The organism is Vibrio sp. R10-SF1-ISO8 (assembly GCF_059833805.1).
Window position 1 is genome coordinate 362759 of record NZ_JCBDHL010000021.1, and the last position, 17917, is coordinate 380675.

Sequence of the window (17917 nt, forward strand, 5' to 3'; positions counted from 1 at the left end):
GTTTCAATCAAGTCGGATATCACTTCAAATCAATACTATTTAAACGCCCCATAAACTCGAGGATTTCTAGGTTCTCTTTGTTGGCTTCCAATAAGGCTTTCTTAGTTTTTGAGTAAGCTGCCAATCGACCATGTTTTTTGATTGAGCAGACGACACTTTTGTATATTAACTTACCGTTTTCGTCGTAGTTGCGCCAAGCCGCTATGTAGCACTCATCTTTTGCAGTTGGGTTATCTTTAGTTGGCCTAGGCTTGAAGATAATTTTAGGCTCCAGTGAATGCGGTAAGCGAGTCATCAAATAAGGATCTTTGAGTAATTTACGCCAAAACTTGCCCCACATTTCTGAACCAAGCTCATTGCGAAGTTTTATCGCTTTCTTCAGTCCCTTTTTCTCGCCAATACGCACATACCCCACCGAACGATGAAGAACTTTGTCGTCAGGTGTGTGGATATGAATCTTAAATGCTGTCTTGGCTTTTGAAATAAAGCGGTGACCAGTGTTAGTGGTCAAGTTACTTTTGGTCATTCATTTTTATAAATAGTTTTGTTAATAGCTATTTTAGTTGAATGTCCACAAATGTAGAAGGTTTGATTTTTAATAGAAGCTGTTTTGTACGGGCGAAACGACAAACTTGTTTATTAAGTTGTCGTTGCACACTCTGACATAAAGCAAAAGGGGCTAAATAATGATTACTTAGCCCCTTAAAAAGTCTGGCGCTCCCGACAGGATTCGAACCTGTGACCTATCCCTTAGGAGTATATTTTTCAATTGTTTATGTATATACAGTGATGTACAAGGGTGAGCTGTAACACCTTGAAATGTATAAATTAACTTTAATAATCTTGTTCTTCATTGTTCATCTTTGTCGATGGAACTACGCTTCATCTGCTACATATTTGCTACATGGAATCGCGTAATGCCAGTCACAAAGAAGATAACAGTTTCGACGATTAAGGGTCTTCGTATCGAGGATAGGAGAATTAATGATACAGAAATTCACGGCTTCCATGCTCGCATTTCATTGCAGGGGAAAGTGAAGTATTACTTCTACTACCGTGTCGATGGCAAACAACGAAACTACCTTATTGGCTCTGGTTCTGTACTCTCGCCGAATCAAGCAAGAGACAGGGCAAAAGAAGTCGCTGGGCTTGTGGCTAGTGGTGTTGATGTTCATATCGACAAGCGAGAGCTGAAAACCGCAAAGACAATCAAACTAACACTTGGTACTTACCTTGAAGAAACGTATTTACCCTATCTTGAATCTTTAAACCCCAAAACATCTCGCCATGCTTATCGAGTTATCACGTCTAGTTTCAAATCAATCCTCAAGAAACCGCTGGCTGAGGTTAATGCTTGGGATATACAGAAATGGGTAACCGAGCGGCGTAAACTTGGTCGCTCTCCCGCTACTATCAGTTACGCCGTTAATCGATTAAAAGCCGCATTCAACCGTGCTGTTGAATGGGAATGGATTGAATCTCATAACTTGAACAAAGTTAAGTTAGTAAGAGAAGAAAACACACGTGTTCGGTATTTGTCAGAGATGGAGGAAGGAACACTAATGCGAGCTCTTAGAAATAGAGACGAGCAAATTAGAGCTCAGAGACGTTCTGGAAATCGACACCGACAAGAGAGAAATCAACACCTTTACCCAACTTTTGATAACGTTAGATTTGTCGATTACCTAGAGCCCCTTGTAATCACGGCAATAAACACCGGTTTACGCAGAGGAGAATTACTGGCTTTGAAGTGGGACGATGTTGATTTTGAGCAGCAATATCTTTCCGTGAGAGCCCAGAACGCAAAAGCTAAAAAAAGTCGCAATATCCCTCTCAATGATACCGTCTTAGAAGTTTTGGAGTCTTGGCAGCTTCAAAATAAGAAGCGCGAATATGTGTTTGCATCTAGGTCTGATGTTCCTATCAAAGATATTAAAAAGCCATGGTTAAGGGTTCTTCGGGAAGCAAAAATAACCGACTTTCGATTTCATGATCTCCGTCACCACTTCGCTAGCAAATTAGTCATGGTTGGAGTGGATTTAAACACGGTACGTGAGCTATTGGGACACTCTGATCTGAAAATGACCTTGAGGTATGCCCACTTAGCACCGGAGCACAAAGCCGCAGCCGTTAGTCTTATAGGCTAATCGATTATGTTGGAATCAATCATGGAAGATAAGCGCGAGTTTATAAGGTTATCTGAGCTAGAAAAAATAACTCCGGTCAGCCGTGAGCAAGTGATGGATGCGATTGAGTACGACAGATTCTGCTTGAACGCACTAGTAAATTTACAGGGTGCAGGTGGAGTGTCTAGCGACAACACGTTACTAGCGATTTTTGATTTTAGAGGAATTGTAAAACTTACCAATAAGCAGTCTCTCTCTTTAATCAATGACGGCAGCTTGAAGCTGACAAAGTTGGAAGTCGTTAAATCTTTGAGTTGTTCAAAACACAGATTAGTTAGCGATGTTTTTCCCAAATGTGCTGAGGGTTGTTTTAATCGTATTGCTACTTCCTTAGATGAGCTTGAAGGCCTTGAATACATTGTTTCACGTGTGGTGCTCGGGATTCCTGAACAATCGAGCCTCAAGCATTCCTTTGAGAAAGAAATGGGGTGTAGATTGGATGAAAAGCCAAATGAAGTGGGCTTTGCGGCAGCGCTGAAGATCTTTGACTCAGGGGTCAGTGCTTTTTCTAAGAGTACTCGTAATTTAATACTGCAACCTATTAGTTTAAAAACAGAGTCTATTAGGTTAAGCCGTCAAGCTCTCTATCAGCATTTCGGTTTAGGTAACCATTTAGATTCGGTTACAGTAACCGAAGCAAACCAAGTGAATACTGGCGCTGTAGGAAGTTATCAATCTCCAGACTCTATGCGGTTAGCTAACCGAAACGACAACCCAAACCTAACCGACTTTAACCAATCGGTAGAGACACATCCTATAAAAGAAATTCAGAAACGAGTTTTAGAGAAGTATCCAGATGCTCAGTCTAGAGAAGTCTGGAATCGCATACGTCAGGATATCCGGACTGAAGCCTATGAATTCGATATTGATATGGTCGTAGATGAGATCAGTGATGAAAGGTTGATATACAAAAGTACTGGAGAAGAAGGGCTGTCTTACCGACGTTTTCAAAACATTTTGAGTGAGGTTAGGAAAAACATGCACGGCTAAATGCACGGTTTTATGCACGTGAAGATAATCCATTTTCTTATTGTTCCGTCACGAACAACGAAGGAGATGAGTGTTATGTCAGTCTACTTAAACAAACGAGCATATACAGAGCAGGAAACCGCCGAGTACATTGGAATGAGTCGTTCTTTTCTGAGACAGGCGAGAATGGAAGGACTGAGAGGCAATCGAACTGCAGCACCACCATTTATCAAGATTGGCCGTTCTGTCCGCTATCTAAAAGAGGATCTAGACAGCTGGTTAGATAACCATTCTAAACTGGAGCATGTTCTTCAGGGGGAGCTGAGCAATGTCTAATGATGGGGAAACACTTCAATTTCCCCATGTGAAGTATACGGATTCAGGAAAGCTAATCGTACTCAATACAGCCAGCAACCTGAAGGCGTTACTCGAATATGCGGGATACGAAGCAAAACACAACAAAATGACATTGGAGCAGGATATCTATAGTGGTCAGGAGTGCATAGGCACTCCTGAAGTCATCAGAAGTGAATTGATATCCCTAGCCTCGATTCACTCTCTACCGAGAGCCTCAATTGATGACCACTTTGCAGCAGTGGCACTGGAAAATAGTTACCACCCTATAGAGGAATGGTTGAATGACTCATGGGATGGAAAAAAGCGAGTAGATAAAGTTATCAGTTGTTTGAGAGCCAAAAACAACGGACTTGCTTCCGTTGTTATGAAACGATGGTTAGTGGGGTGCGTTGCATCTCTATACGTCCCTAACTTTAAGTCGAAGTTAGTGCCAGTTCTGCAAGGGGAACAGTCGTTTCGAAAAACAGCGTTTGTGGAGCGTATTGCCACTGTGATGCATGGTGCCTTTTTAGAAGGTTCGGAGCTTAACCCTGACAATAAAGATAACGTTCTTTCGGTAATTCGTTCATGGATTGTTGAACTCGGAGAGTTAGAGCGTTCGACGCGAAACTGTCAGGGAGCGTTGAAGGCATTTATTACGCGCTCATGCGACACGATAAGACCACCGTATGCGAGAACGGACATTAAAAAGCCCAGACAGACGAACTTAATAGCCACCGTAAATGGTACCGACTTCCTTAAAGATGAAACGGGAAACTCAAGATATGCGGTGATTGAGTTAGTGAAAGAGACAGACATGTCATTACTCAATGAAGTTTTAGGGTGGCGCTTTTCTCGCTCTGGAGAGTTGGTGTTAATCAATCCTGAACGGTTGAAGCAGTTTTGGCTTGAGGTAAAGCATCTACTTTTAAACGAAGGCTATGCTTGGACGTTGACTAGAGATGAGCAAAGGCTTATTGCAGAAGACTCCGAAAAGTATGTTGATAAAGGGGTTTGGTACAACATGCTTTCCGAACATATCAATGTTTGTGAAGACAAAGCGCGAGAGTGGATGACGACCAAGCAGATCTGTGAATTTATAGGCATAAATGTCTCTAGAGGTAATGCAGTGGGTAAAGCACTATCCCTGTTAAGTAAGGAAGGAAAAATAGAAAGGAAATTGCTCAATGGAACGAATAGATATTGCTTTCCCACCGTGACGCCGTTGGAGTCTTTATGAAGGTTAGAACTTCAATCCACTTACCCCACTTGTCAGCTGTGGAGTGGGGTAAGTGGGGGAGGTTCAAAGGGAGTTTAGGTGAGAAAAACTGCCTGTCTGAGCAAGTTTTTACCCTGAATATTCGTAGTGTATGCTACGCCAAAACGTTAGTTGAACTGGTATTAAAATCATGTCGTTAGAATATGTAGAGCCAAAAAATAATCAGTCAAAGGAGTCAGACTACCTGACTCTCCAGTCATGGCTTCAAGACAATGAAAAGCATAGTTATTGGCTTGTTGATCATAAGCTACACAAGTCAGCAGTAAATCAGAATGATGGCTTTGGTTTTGATGAGTCTGTGCCTTTGTTTCAAGGGGCAATGTTTAAAGATGTGATGTCGTTGACACCATGGTTAATTCCTGTTTCCGATTCAGTCATATCACTACCAGAAGCCTTGCTCAATCAAGGTTTAGCTTTTTCGAGTTCAGCTAGCGTAGAAGAAGTACTTAGTCACCTTAGAAGTCTATTGGTAGCGGCTATGGATGGGGAGGAAGTACTTTTTCGTTTCTACGATAGAGCAGTGATTTTACCGATGCTAAGTAATATGGATGACTCGGAGGTAAATCAGTTTTTAGGCAAGATACATCAACTAGTCGGGCTAGAAAGCCGTAAAGACTCTCTCACTACCTATACCAATCAATTGCAATCAGAAGTTCACTCCCATCAAGGATGTTGGTGGATAATGAAGCCCCATCACTTTGACCCTCAAGAAAACTTAAAGCTCGTGCAATCTAACCTAGAGTCATGGCTGTGGCAGCATTTCTCGAAAAAAATGAACCAACTTATTAATCAAGGTCGTGATATTGATTCAGTTATTATTTCTACCCTCTCCGAGCCAGATAAAACCTTGACGTACCGAGTGATGAGCGCTGCGCTCGCGATAATTGCAGGCAAAGAGCAGTTAGTTTTACCATCGGCGACTGAGCTGCTCAAGGAGCATGAAAATGATGAGGCTCAGTACGCTCTTTACGTGCTAACTCAACAATTTGGAAGTGAGGTCTAACAATGGATTCATTTAACAGTTGTGTACAGTGCAACCCAGATAAAAACTGGTTAGAGCTAGAGTTTATGAGCGAGAATGATGAGCCTATAGATGGTCTTGTCGTAACGATTACGCTGAATGACTTTTCTGATACACGAACTCAAACTACTAGTGCAGGAAAAGTACACTTTACCAACATTCCAGCTGGTGAGTGGCGAGCATCGGTAACTCAAACGTCTTTACTCACTGAAGTTGAAAAATACGACAGCCGAGATGAAGAGATAGAGTCACCGGTTAAGGAACGAGTTAATAAGGAGAACGCTGATCCAACTTCTACTGAACAACCACCAAAGCAGTATAAGAACACTACCATAGGCGATTTTTGGGATGAAGCTCCTGAAGATGAGTTCTTAACGGAATATCACGCCGCTCTAGATATTAATGCATCTGAGGAAAAAGAAGGTTTCAGACTGAGTCACAACCAAAGCTATGTTTTTGAAGTGAAAGCACTTCGCAGTTATATGCCAGTAATAATTGATACTGATGAGTTCAATTTGGTAAACAGTTATACCTTTGCCCTATTGTCTAAATTGGCTTACGCAACGAATGAATTTAACAAAGATGATGGCAAAACTGATGACAGCAAAGGAGCTATAGATAGTGTTATATTCCAGTTAAAACATAGAAAAAAACCGACTTATTCAGGGGACTTACAGGTTAAGTGGTTGCTGAGGGAGATCCCATACAGTAAAGCATTGAGTTCTAAATACTATGCTGAGCCCAATATTGGTAGTGAAGGTTACATAATAGCTAATGACGAGATTGCTATCATTGGGATCAGGGGAACAGAAACCTATCTACAAAGTAAAACACCGATACCGACAGATGCAAAATGGCAAATCATCAAAGCGGCTTCAGGTATGCAAGTCGCTATGGTTGATCAATTGGAAAAGAAAATAAAAGACATTGCCAATGCTCCAGTAGTAAAAGACTTGCTACTGACAGATTTAGACGCTGCTCAGATTGCTCCTTCGGAATTTGGTGGAGCATATGTACATCGTGGTTTTTATCTATATACGATGGCGCTGCTAGGGCAGATGGAAAAAGACTTGGATCTCCACAAAAGCAAGAAGTTTTATGTTTGTGGTCATAGTTTAGGTGGCGCAGGTGCATTGCTACTAAGTGCCTTGATAAAAGATAGTTATGCTCCTTCAGTTTTAAAGTTGTTTACATATGGGATGCCCCGAGCAGGTACGCGAAGTTTTGTTACTCGTTACAGAGATATACTGCATTACCGCCACGTTAATAATCATGATTTAATACCTCAAATTCCAATGGTTTGGGCGAACACGGACTTATCTGAAGGTTTAGATGGTTGGGATGTATTCAGTAGTGGAGTTACGCTAGCAAAAAAAATGCTCACTGATGACGATGATGATAATTATATGCATCATGGCCGATTATCTCAGTTACTTACCTATGAAGAATCAAAGCAGATTCTACTTACTCCAAGACAAACGCAAGTAACAATGCTGGATGTCGCGAAGCTAGCAGAAAATGACTCTGTGGCCTTAGTTGATAACCTATCAGAGGCATCGGTGGCCGATCATGGTATGGAGTTCTATGTTCCAAACCTGTTGTGGCAATTACATGCACTCAGTGATGAGAGTTTAATGGATAAATACCGTCAAGCTATCTCATCACTAACTCAAGATCTCGCTAGGCTGCAGAGTAGTTATATCACGGTTAAAAATGCTTGGGCGGAGGAGGTAGGTAAACCCTATTCTCCAGTGGTTCATATTAATATCTCGCGTTTGAAAATTGAGTTAAGTGCTCTTGAAGAACTAGTGGAAAACAAGAATCGAATTAAGCAAGAACTAAATGCTATTGTTACAAGCCCAGAACGTTTACCTCTTGCCAAGTTATTGGTAGCTCAACAAGCATTACCTGATGAAATTAAGGAACAATTGCAATGATGTTATTGGACATGCTTTCTAAGAAAAAGCAAATGTGGATTATCGTGTTGCTTATTATGTTGGTTCTAGTGGGGTATAGTTTTTTCTCTGGCTCTAAATCTAACGTTTGGGGAGATGAATCAGATGAGCCATTCATCACTATTTCCGGAAATAAGCCTAAAGATGCCAATCTAGTTGTATGGGCAAATTTTTGGGTTACAGGGGATACATGTGAAGCTTATTCCTATGACATGTTTGGGCAAAAAGCTCAGAAAGGTGGAAAGATAAGCCAGAAGATCACCTTTGACTTTTCCAAAAGTAGCTCTCGTTATGAATTCAGAATACCTTATCAAACCACCACGAATTCAGAAAAGTGTGAAATCGAATTAAGAAACTTCACCATTGAGGCTTTCAATGCTTTTGATACAGCAGGTTTTGCCCAGTTAAGAGTTTCTCCTGCGGGAAGTGATTACTACAATCGAGCCAGTAATCTAGATACTTTGGTTTCAGCTAAAGATTGCAATGCGAATGTATTTAAAAGTGTTAGGAAAGTTTGGGTAGGTGCAATTGGTTGCTATTTTTACATAGATAATAAGCAAAGAACCAAAGATGAAGAGTTTAATGCTTTTACAGTGTACTACGACTTCTCAAAGTTTAATGACGATACAGTTATTCACTATGATATTTCAGCGGGAGAAGGTTATCGAACCGAGCCTGTAGATGAGAACCATGGGACTGAATAGTCTACTGTCTATCCCGGTTCATGAGCGGATACTATACTGTGATTATCGGTCATGATTGAAGCCATGGTTTATCTGAGAATTGTTTTAGGATTTTGGGTTGGTATTTGGCTAATACCGTTCATGTATCAGTCTATACGGACAACGTTAGGAGCCTATAAACACATTCTGTTTTTGGATGAACAACTTGCTTCCAAAGAATTTGAAAATCGAAACAGTTCTGAGTTGATTGCAGGTTTAGATTATACCTTTCCAGCAATTGGCTCTAGGTTTCATCGTTACTGTTTTGTGTTTCCATTTATTAAGAATAGAGCTACGACTAAAAGAAAAAGCTTTTGGGTTTTAATGTGGCTTAACTCTCTTTGGTTGTGGGGCGTCGTTGGTTTTTTAGTTCTAGTCTTTATTTCTGAGTCTCTCGGAATCTCAAAATCTTTTGGATAATGATAGGTTAACTGATAGGACATGATAGTCAGTGTTGTTTTATCTATCCGTTTATCCAGCATAGAGTGAGAACTCGCTCTCAAAGGTTCAGAGTGATAATTTGGTTTAAGACCATTTGGCTTTGGAGCTTCTTTGCCTGTATATGTCTAGCTTTGGTCATACAGACTCCTGAACTGAGGTAGTTATTAATGTTTCAGTTAGTCGTTGTTTTATTAGGAGTTCCTTTTTCCCTAATCGTAGCTCTGTGGCTAGTTTGGGTATTCCCCTATACGTTTCAGATTCTCAGAGTTAGTCTTGGGGGATCTCATCATATTTTTAAGTTAGATGAGGTGTTTGGGTTTGAAGAGACTAAGATGCAAGATTCGTTGTCGTTTGGCCGAGGTTCACGGTTTATCTCATATTCGCGGAAGTATTTATTTAGAAAGACGGAACACAGGCTAGCAAATCCTATTGAGCATAGTGTCATGCTTATGAACTCTTTGTTTTCTTACACATCTATCGCGTTAATTTTGATTGGTTTCACCTTTAAACTGATTAACGGGTTTGGATAGTGCCACATAGTTTCTGTAAGCAAGTATCTACTTTGCCTTCACATGAGTATCTGATTTGGGTTCATTAGATTTGGCGTTAAAAATAATTGGAGTGGTTCTCTGGGGGTATGTGATCATCTGGACTTTACCTTTTGTGTTTATTTCAGCTAGAACAATACTTGGTGATTCAGAGAGAATGAAGTTCGTGGATAAACAGCTTGCATTAGAACCCAGTAAACTAGAAGCCTGCTGGTTAAGTAAGTCACTTGTATCTGTCGGTGGGCGATATCATCGTTATTGCATCGCTTACCCTTTTATAAAGCATAGAGTCAAGACTGACTCGACGAAATTTAAAGTAATCATGTTCCTTAACTCTTTGTGGTGTTGGAGCTTTTTTGCTTGTATAGCTTTAGCTATCTCACTATAAGCTGGCACCATGTACGTAATGGTTATCCTAATCGTATTAGTAGCATCTCGAAATACAAATCAAATATCAGACGAACGATAAATGGTAACTCAATGAAAAGGTTTATATTAGGTCTTCTTATGTCTTGTTCTGGGCTTTCAATGGCAAGCGGACAAGCGCCAGAAATGACTGATAAAAATGGTTATATAGAACCATTCAAGATGTTCGATAATGTGTATTATGTTGGTGACAAGTGGGTTTCCTCTTACGCGGTAGAAACCAATGATGGGTTAGTGATAATTGATTCTCTTGATTTCCCTTATTCTAAGTGGATTCCTATAAACCTAAGAAAGCTAGGACTTGAAGACAAGGAAGTTACGCATGTTCTAGTGACTCATGGTCACTCAGATCACGCTGGTGGAGCTCAGTACTTACAAGAAATGTATGATGCGAAGGTAGTGATGACAAAGAGTGCCTACGAACTATCTATACAGCAATCGAAGGAAGCAAAGGAACTAAACAAGTTCATACCCCCAAAGTTAGATATTGAGATCAAAGACGATGTATCAATGGAACTTGGCGGTAAAGAGTTCAAGTTTTACCTTACTCCTGGTCATACTCTTGGCGACTACTCATTGGATTTCACTGTCGAGGATAGTGACAAAGAATATAGAGCCTTCATTGTTGGTGGTCATAGCTACAGTGGCAAAGACCCAGAGATGATTAGCATGTTTTTGAACAGTATGGATAAAGTAAGAAACATTGCGCTTCAGCCACCAATTGTCAGTGTTAACCTTTCCAACCATCCACACAAAAACTATTTGTTTGAGAACAGAGATAAACTTGGCAACAACGGAAATCCATTCATTAGTGAAAGCAATTTTTTCAAATTCATTGAGCAACAAAAAAGCTTAGCTAAAGGAAAGGTAAATATGCTCAATTAAGCACTAAACCATTCCTATCCAACTTCGAGTCAGTAGGATTTATGCTGGCTCACCTTTGACCACCACTATTTAGAGATATTCTGCATACACCTTGCTAACTATTTACTTGCTCTAGCTCTCCCTTGTATTCAGGTTGGGGGAGAGCAATTGTTGCTATCTAGCTTATGAACAGGGGGAGTTGTAGGTTTTCAGGGATGGCTACTCCAGCTTGTTTTAAGAGAAGCTTTAAAGTGTCCCTTAAGCGATCAGAATCTTGTGACAAATCAAGTTGAAGCCCCAACGCTTGTAATGATGGGGACACCGGCATACTACCTTCTATGCTGTAGTCTAAAGTATGGAAGCTCTGTAATGACTCATCGGCATCTCCAAGAGGATGTACAATCGTCATAGAACAAACTAGGCTTTTGTTGTTAGATCTATTGTGTATCCCGTGAACATATTTCATCGTGCATTCTGGTAGGTACTTCGAAAAAGCTAGTGCCGGGTATGTATACTTAGCATCTAGCACTATTAGTTTTGATGGTTTATTTTCTTTCCGAACTTCAATTACAACGTCAGGGCGTCTATGTGAATACTTGTGTTGGCTAGAGCGAAGCTTCACTTTTCCTCTCTTTAGCACTTTACCTTCAGAGTTGATATATGAGCTTTCATTCGAGCGAGAGTTTTTCGGCATCCAATAAGTCGGCTCCCTAACCAAACTGATCTCGTTTCCATTTAGATCATGCATCAGAGAGCCAATTGGTTTCTGACCTTTTTTAGTAGGGTTTATGATATTGTTCAGCGATTCACCAATTCTATAGTAAGTGTAAGACTCAAATAGTGTCGGGATGCTCTTTATCGCTAAAAGATTTTGATATACAGACCAGTCTGGACAGCTTCTTTCAAACCAATTTATATACTCAATAAAAATGCCTCTATAACTCTGATGAGCCTCTGCTTTTTGAGTGAGTATAGGTCGATCAAGTATGTAATTGGTCACGGGAATCGACTTGTCCAAGCTATGTTTAAGGAATTTTAGGCGGTCAATCGCACGTACACATCTCTCTATTTGGTTGCCAAGCAGCTCTTTTTTAAATCGGTTTACTTGGGTAAAAAAAGATGAGTAGCCCTCGGGCATCTCTTCACTAAATGCTGATTTTAGACTGCCGGTTCTGTTGTAGTTTGTGAGCTGTTTATCTGCTTCATTCAGAAGAGTAACGATAAAGCCGTGTACTACTTGATTCTCATACAAGTTAGAGCTTTCTTTGAGAACAGGAACTTGTACAGAATGAGCTTTATACATTCTTTCATTGAACTCGAAGTGAGCACGATCAATATCGTCAACTTCTTCTACCACCGACAAGTTGTCTAATAACCACCCCAATGCACTGTCATCCAAGTCCTCTTCTCCAGAAGCTTGCAGAACACGATGCTCCGGCAAAAGCTTAGTTATAGGTTTTGAAAACAAGCTCTGAAACAGAAATGATAACTTGTCTATTGTGTGCTCAAGCCTTTCTAAGCTCCCATTCGGGGAGGTTGAGCCTTCCTTAAAGCCAGCTCCATGCTTTGTTGTTTGAAATAGAGAGTGAAGTTGTTCGTCCCCTAGTGTAGCCAGATAAGAAAGCATATCCTCAACATTCTGAGCGTTGAGCTTTGATGCAAAAATCTCAAGTGGAGCAAAGTTTTTGATTACTTTGCTTTCTTCTTCGTCTTCCAGTTCAACAGAAAGTTCTGCTAAACCAAAATAGTTAATAAACAGACACTCTAGTGAGCGGTTTTTCTGCCGTTGGGGTTTCCAAATAAAATTCGTGTGGTTTTCATCAAAATCAACGTAAGTAGCAGCAACCCGATGATCGTAGAGATTTAACGTCGCACCCTGGAATTTTACGGGTGCTCTTAAAAGTAACTCAATAACTTCGTTTTCTTTCACCCATGAGGAAGGCTCCATTTGGGAGCCAACCTCGTTTAGACGAATAACCTCTCCAGATCTACTACCTGATTTAATGTGTAGCTCTAAATGCATATTCGCCTAGTCCTAGAAGTATGAGTATGAACCTGTAAACTCGTTACCGGTGGCAAGTATTCTCTCAATCTGAGCGGCTGAGCGAGGGTAGGTTTTATTTACGATGGTCAGTAGTTGTTCTAGCCGTTTTCTGAAGGAAGCACCGTAGCCCTCAATGTGAGGTAGGATATGTTGCTGGATAGCAAAGTCCATTGCTGCTTCAGAGCCAATCATCTGACCTGCGACATCACAGTAGTTTGTAATCGCATTCACTTTTCTTCTACTAATTGGAATTGATTTTCCAAAAGCAGGATCTCTTGTAGTTAACGTATCGACTATTTTTGCCAGAATAGATTCATCAGCCTTGGATAATTCTGCATATTCTGGAACAAATAACTCCCTAAGCTTTGAGGCTCTTACTGATCCATCCAGAACTAAGCTTGTTGTTTCCACAATCTTGTCTGTCGGTGAGTCTAGTGTTATCACTGGTACTCGGTCGATCAAGCGAGGGGATAGCTTTTCTGTCGTTGCATCATTATTGATGGTTGCAATAAACCTTGTGCTGTCACCAACTTTTAGAAAGCGGTGGCTTTCGTGGGGGATACCAGTATCGATTGGGCGGTTTAAGTTTTCTAAATCACATAACGCAAGAAAGTCTGACCAATAGTGTTCCATACTAGACAAGTTTGCCTCGTCTAAAAGAATCAACTTTAGCGCGTCACTATCTTTTGATTCTTGCCTTGAAAGGAAGCTATATAACCCTGTTCTAGACTCTTGATATACGTCTTTTAAGGAGTTGTAGAAACCGAGAGTATCTCTACTCGATACCCAACCACGACCTACGGGTACGTAAAGGAAATTTTGGTCTCCTCTACTACTTCCCAAGTGTAGAGCTTTAGCTAAACGTGTTGCTGTGGACGTTTTACCTGTTCCCGGAGGTCCCGATAGAATCGTAAGAAATGACTGATTTACAGAAACAATCAGGTTTGTCATCTCTTCTTTACTGAACATTCGACCGTTGTCCTGAGCAAAGTGTGCACCTATAGCATCTACTACTTGCTCCGCAGAGTCTGGTTCAGACTCACAAAATGTAATAGGGCTATACCTTTGGGCTGGTTTAGATACTGAAGCTGATTTACCGCTTAATACTCGGTTAATAGCCTCCATTTCCCCTATTTTCTTTGCTAGTTCTTCAGTGTCATTATTCTTAAGCGTTGCCTCAAATCCTTTTACTGTAGACTCAAGCCTTTTTGAGTGTTTCTCGTAGTAATTACACTCCTCTTTGAGTGTTTCTATTTCATTGACTAGCTCTAAATGCTGAACCTTGTCTTTAATTTGCCTCTCTAAAGAGTTTTGCTCATCTTCTAGAGCCGCGATATTCTCGCTCAGTTCTTGCTGCTTTAATTTGAGGGTTTGCCTTACCTCATCTTCAGTCTCTGCTGCAATCCGCTTAATTTCGTCTTGAGCTTCTCTGCGTTTCAGAGCTACATTTTCTATGATTTGTGTGATTTCTTGCTCTTTAGCTGTGATCTGAGCTTTTTGTTCTTGTAGCTTTTGCTGAATTTTTTTCTCTTCAGCTTTGGCATCGGCTTTAACCTTGTCTATAAAATCGCTCAATAGAGTCGACTTGTTAACTTCCACATAATTATTGAGAAACGATTGACCGGAATTACTATCAAGATAGTTTTTCACTAATTCAAAACCAATGTCTGCTTCACTCAAGTATCGGTCCAACAAACCTTTAAGACGTTCTAGTCTTTCATCGTACTTGCCAAATTTGTTTGCTTTTTCACTATCTGCAATAATTTGCTGAAGCCGTTCTGCTTCTTTTTTTCCCAGCCCTTTAGTCTGCTTACCGAAGCCAAGTTGATTTACAACTTTTATCAATTGATCATCAGAAACATAATCAATGCTAGTTTTGTCGTTACGATGAGATGAGAGTTGTTTAAATGAAGATACATATAAAACTGACTCATCGTTAATTCTTGTCTCAACTAGGCAATTTGTAATGTCGATAATTGGAAACTTACCAATATAACCTCTGCCAAATGATAAGCTTGGGTGCACATAGGGCTCGACAATGTATCTATCGTCTTCTGTTTGACTACTGGTCAAGGGACCGAAAAGGTGGCCATCATCTAATATGAAAAATGGGCGTGATGGAGGAGTTACTCCAGCGGGTAAAATGCCATTTTCTTTGCTTGGAAGTGGTACGGATAGGATTGGTAGAAGAGTACTTGGTGTTAAATCCGAGAATACTGACTCATCTCGAGCCCAATAACGAGGTGAACCACTTTGTTGAGTTTTCCCTTCATCTAAGTTATGGGATTTAAGAATGAAAAGCTCATTTGATTCATAATTAGTGTCAATGTATGGGTATCCTCTTGATACCAATATATCTTGTGGGTAATCGTGTCGAAATACTGGTGCGAACTCTTCATTGTCTGAAATGCTTAGTATTGGTGTGACAAAGCCCTGATTTTCATTTAATTGCGTAGACTTTATAACAACTAGCTTATTAAGAACCTTCTTTTCCTGCATTATATGTACCTAAACGATCGAATGTTTTTGAGCCAACTTGAAATATTTTACACCATCCATGGGATGGAATGCTTTAAAAAGTTAATGCTTATAAGGTTGTTTTCACTTACTTTTTGACATTTATCATCCCCATCCATGAACCCTCAGGCTGACATTGTTAGAGCCTGAAGCTTCAAGATAAGAGGCAATTGGAATATGCACCTTACTTACTATCTCCCTTATGCATTTGACCATATAATCGTAAAGAATAAGACCATTAGCTTTCGCGGTTCCGGTGAGGCTACAAATCCTAGTGCTCGCATAGGTACTACTTGGTGTTTAGGATAATAACCGGATGGTATGCAATCTACCCTAGCAGGTTTACTAAGCGATTTTTCCGATACATAAAGTTATCTGCATTTATCTAATATAAATGATTGGTCTAAAAAGGTTCTGTCAAAATTTATGCTAGGTGATTTCCTTTAGTACAATTATTTGCTACATATTTGCTACACAAAAATCAAAATACCAAAAAGGCCTGACAGCAAAATCTGCTCTCAGGCCTTTATTTATCTGGCGCTCCCGACAGGATTCGAACCTGTGACCTATCCCTTAGGAGGGGATCGCGCTATCCAGCTGTGCCACGGGAGCATTAATCTTATGATACTGATTTCAAATCATAAGTTAAGTACGAAGTGGTGTTTTTAAAGAATCTTGTGCATGACATCGCCGATTTGAATGCTCCCTGCAAGTTCGGCTTGGTCAACAGTAAGCTCCGCTTCATTCTCATACACGCGTGATACAGTTAGAGTAATATCGGTTTCAGTGACTTTGTTTCGTGGTAGCCCACGTTGATCAATAAATGAGCCTGTATGCCATAGTTGCAACTTATCACCTTCCATTACACCGTGAATGCGCCCAAGATCGATTGTGATGGTGTTATCCCATTTGGCAACCACTTCTGGCAAGGTGATTTTACAAGAGACCTCTGACTCTAGATCCAACATAATGTTACGGCTAACGCGCAGCATCATGTCGCCATAGGTCGAAGCCCAAAAGCGCGCACTACGTGTATCGACTTGGCTGGTCTTAGCAAACGGCCAACTTGCTACTTCTCGATAGTTACGGTTATAGACTTCGTTCCCCGTCTTTCCGTCAAAGACTTGCATCTCTAAAGCAAACTGGCGGTTTATTACGTCGTCGCTGAGCAAGCCTCCGGCTTCGATGGTCGCTGTTAAGTCAGTAATCACGCCCCCGATGATGTATTGAGCACCGGTATCTTCAGCGATCATTTTTAGCCGCTCTGGGTAACGTTTGTTAATTTCAAAATCAGTGGTACCAACAGAAACGAAGTTGGCAGACTGTTGATCTAGCTGACGATTGATAACATTGGCGAAGTCATCCCCAACGCTGTAGATTTGCCCCATTACCGCTTGTTGAGGGGAGGCAATATCTATATTGCCGACCAGAAAAGTCTTTTTATACTGGCTAACGTGGCAACCCGTTGCCGATGGGTAAATATCAATGCGAGCTTTAACAAACATCACGCCACTGCGAGTTTTCTGCTCATCAACCAAGATATAGCGTACTTCGCTGTTGGTAAATTGATATTCCTTTCTATCGCTTTCTAACAGTGGGCGTAGATTAGAGATACTGCCAATATCTGCGCCAGAGAAGCTCACTGCTTTGAATAGAGCGTCCTCTAAGGCATGTATACGGGCGACTTCTTCCGAAGAGACGACAGTAGCCGTCCCAGTCACTTCAAACCACGCCGCAGTTGCCGTGTTGGCAAGTACGCTTAGGTAAAGTGTGGAGAAGAAGAGAAGAAGCGATTTTTTCATATATAGTTACCAAGTTGGTTCATTTCTTGCTTGTTAAATCGTAGCTGATTTAGGTGTTGCCTTTCTAAGTCGTTGCAAACATAGAAAAGCAAGGAATGTTCCACTTTTAGAAGAGAGCTAAAAGATCTGACATTTTAAGCCTTAATGTATCGGAGATTTGAGAATGAAAAAATGGCTATCGCTAGTCCCTGTGGTGTTTCTCACCGCTTGTGCCTATGCTCCAATATATAACGGTAAAGAACCGTACCCAGGCTCGCAGTTTATGCTAATGGAGAGCCCGCGTCATACTCTTGACTTCTTTGTAGAGAGTATGACGGAAGACTTAATGATTTCGAACACCAGTGTGTCTGCACGTACACCGATAGCGGTGACCTCGTTTGTTGACCTACAAAATATGGATGCAACCAACTGGTTGGGTAACTCGGTGTCTGAAGGCTTTATCCACCAGTTCCAACGTCGTGGATTTAAAGTAGTAGACTTCAAAACAACGGGTTCTATTCAGGTGACGCATCAAGGTGATTTTGCCTTTAGTCGTGATTGGAAAGACTTGGCGCAAGAGCAAGATATTCAATACGTCCTAACGGGTACTATGTTGCGTCAAGAAGGCGGGGTATTGGTGAACGCTCGAGTCGTCGGTATGCAGTCGCGAGTCGTGGTTGCTACGGCTCAAGGATTCTTACCAGCGGATCGCATTGGTCGAGATCTTGATACCCTTAATAGTATTCGTACCCAAGATGGTGTATTAATCCGTTCTGACCCCACGATGACTCAGCCTTACACGGTTATATTGCGTCCATAGGAGACAAG

Annotated in this window: 14 protein-coding genes, 1 tRNA gene and 1 pseudogene; 10 read left to right on the top strand and 6 right to left on the bottom strand. The window is 40.9% G+C overall.

Features of this window, described 5'->3' with window-relative positions; translation table 11 throughout:
• Window positions 1–19: 19 nt before the first annotated feature.
• Window positions 20–526 carry a Fe3+-citrate ABC transporter substrate-binding protein gene (locus AC6R00_RS19670; protein WP_500641650.1) on the bottom strand — a complete coding sequence of 169 codons (507 nt, stop codon included), beginning with the start codon at window positions 524–526 and terminating at the stop codon, window positions 20–22.
• Window positions 527–917: 391 nt separating this feature from the next.
• Here AC6R00_RS19670 and AC6R00_RS19675 point away from each other — a divergent pair, with 391 nt between their 5' ends.
• The 9 genes from AC6R00_RS19675 (at window position 918) to AC6R00_RS19715 (ending at window position 10768) form a co-directional block, all read left to right on the top strand.
• Complete coding sequence (locus AC6R00_RS19675; RefSeq protein ID WP_500641651.1) at window positions 918–2147, top strand: site-specific integrase; 1230 nt, start codon at window positions 918–920, stop codon at window positions 2145–2147.
• 21 nt (window positions 2148–2168) lie between these two features.
• Complete coding sequence (locus AC6R00_RS19680) at window positions 2169–3176, top strand: hypothetical protein (protein ID WP_500641652.1); 1008 nt, start codon at window positions 2169–2171, stop codon at window positions 3174–3176.
• Between the two features lie 75 nt (window positions 3177–3251).
• Complete coding sequence (locus tag AC6R00_RS19685) at window positions 3252–3491, top strand: helix-turn-helix transcriptional regulator (RefSeq protein ID WP_069667283.1); 240 nt, start codon at window positions 3252–3254, stop codon at window positions 3489–3491.
• On the top strand, window positions 3484–4731 hold the full coding sequence (locus AC6R00_RS19690) for a VapE domain-containing protein (RefSeq protein WP_272275825.1): 1248 nt from the start codon (window positions 3484–3486) through the stop codon (window positions 4729–4731). Before AC6R00_RS19685 ends, AC6R00_RS19690 begins: the two co-directional genes overlap by 8 nt.
• Window positions 4732–4900: 169 nt before the next feature.
• Window positions 4901–5773 (top strand): DUF4123 domain-containing protein, encoded by an 873-nt coding sequence (locus AC6R00_RS19695; protein ID WP_069666970.1) that lies wholly within the window; start codon window positions 4901–4903, stop codon window positions 5771–5773.
• 2 nt (window positions 5774–5775) lie between these two features.
• Window positions 5776–7728, top strand: a complete 1953-nt coding sequence (locus AC6R00_RS19700; protein WP_500641653.1) for a lipase family protein — start codon at window positions 5776–5778, stop codon at window positions 7726–7728.
• Window positions 7725–8450 carry a hypothetical protein gene (locus tag AC6R00_RS19705; protein WP_500641654.1) on the top strand — a complete coding sequence of 242 codons (726 nt, stop codon included), beginning with the start codon at window positions 7725–7727 and terminating at the stop codon, window positions 8448–8450. The genes AC6R00_RS19700 and AC6R00_RS19705 overlap by 4 nt, the downstream gene beginning before the upstream one ends.
• A 51-nt stretch (window positions 8451–8501) precedes the next feature.
• Complete coding sequence (locus AC6R00_RS19710; protein WP_500641655.1) at window positions 8502–8888, top strand: hypothetical protein; 387 nt, start codon at window positions 8502–8504, stop codon at window positions 8886–8888.
• Between the two features lie 1049 nt (window positions 8889–9937).
• On the top strand, window positions 9938–10768 hold the full coding sequence (locus AC6R00_RS19715; RefSeq protein WP_500641656.1) for an MBL fold metallo-hydrolase: 831 nt from the start codon (window positions 9938–9940) through the stop codon (window positions 10766–10768).
• A gap of 157 nt (window positions 10769–10925) precedes the next feature.
• On the opposite strand, the gene AC6R00_RS19720 is transcribed toward AC6R00_RS19715, so the two are convergent.
• The 5 genes and pseudogenes from AC6R00_RS19720 to AC6R00_RS19740 all read right to left on the bottom strand — a co-directional run bounded on the left by AC6R00_RS19720 (window position 10926) and on the right by AC6R00_RS19740 (window position 17110).
• Window positions 10926–12677, bottom strand: coding sequence for a hypothetical protein (locus AC6R00_RS19720; RefSeq protein WP_500641657.1), 1752 nt, complete (start codon window positions 12675–12677; stop codon window positions 10926–10928).
• Between the two features lie 105 nt (window positions 12678–12782).
• Complete coding sequence (locus AC6R00_RS19725) at window positions 12783–15290, bottom strand: DUF8727 domain-containing protein (RefSeq protein ID WP_500641658.1); 2508 nt, start codon at window positions 15288–15290, stop codon at window positions 12783–12785.
• A 123-nt stretch (window positions 15291–15413) separates the two neighbouring features.
• Window positions 15414–15605, bottom strand: a pseudogene (locus AC6R00_RS19730) (hypothetical protein); the annotation flags it as partial.
• A 238-nt stretch (window positions 15606–15843) separates the two neighbouring features.
• Window positions 15844–15920: transfer RNA gene (locus AC6R00_RS19735), tRNA-Arg, on the bottom strand.
• A 53-nt stretch (window positions 15921–15973) separates the two neighbouring features.
• On the bottom strand, window positions 15974–17110 hold the full coding sequence (locus AC6R00_RS19740; RefSeq protein WP_500641659.1) for a flagellar assembly protein FlgT: 1137 nt from the start codon (window positions 17108–17110) through the stop codon (window positions 15974–15976).
• Between the two features lie 163 nt (window positions 17111–17273).
• Here AC6R00_RS19740 and AC6R00_RS19745 point away from each other — a divergent pair, with 163 nt between their 5' ends.
• Window positions 17274–17909 carry a FlgO family outer membrane protein gene (locus AC6R00_RS19745; RefSeq protein ID WP_331425247.1) on the top strand — a complete coding sequence of 212 codons (636 nt, stop codon included), beginning with the start codon at window positions 17274–17276 and terminating at the stop codon, window positions 17907–17909.
• Window positions 17910–17917: the final 8 nt, after the last annotated feature.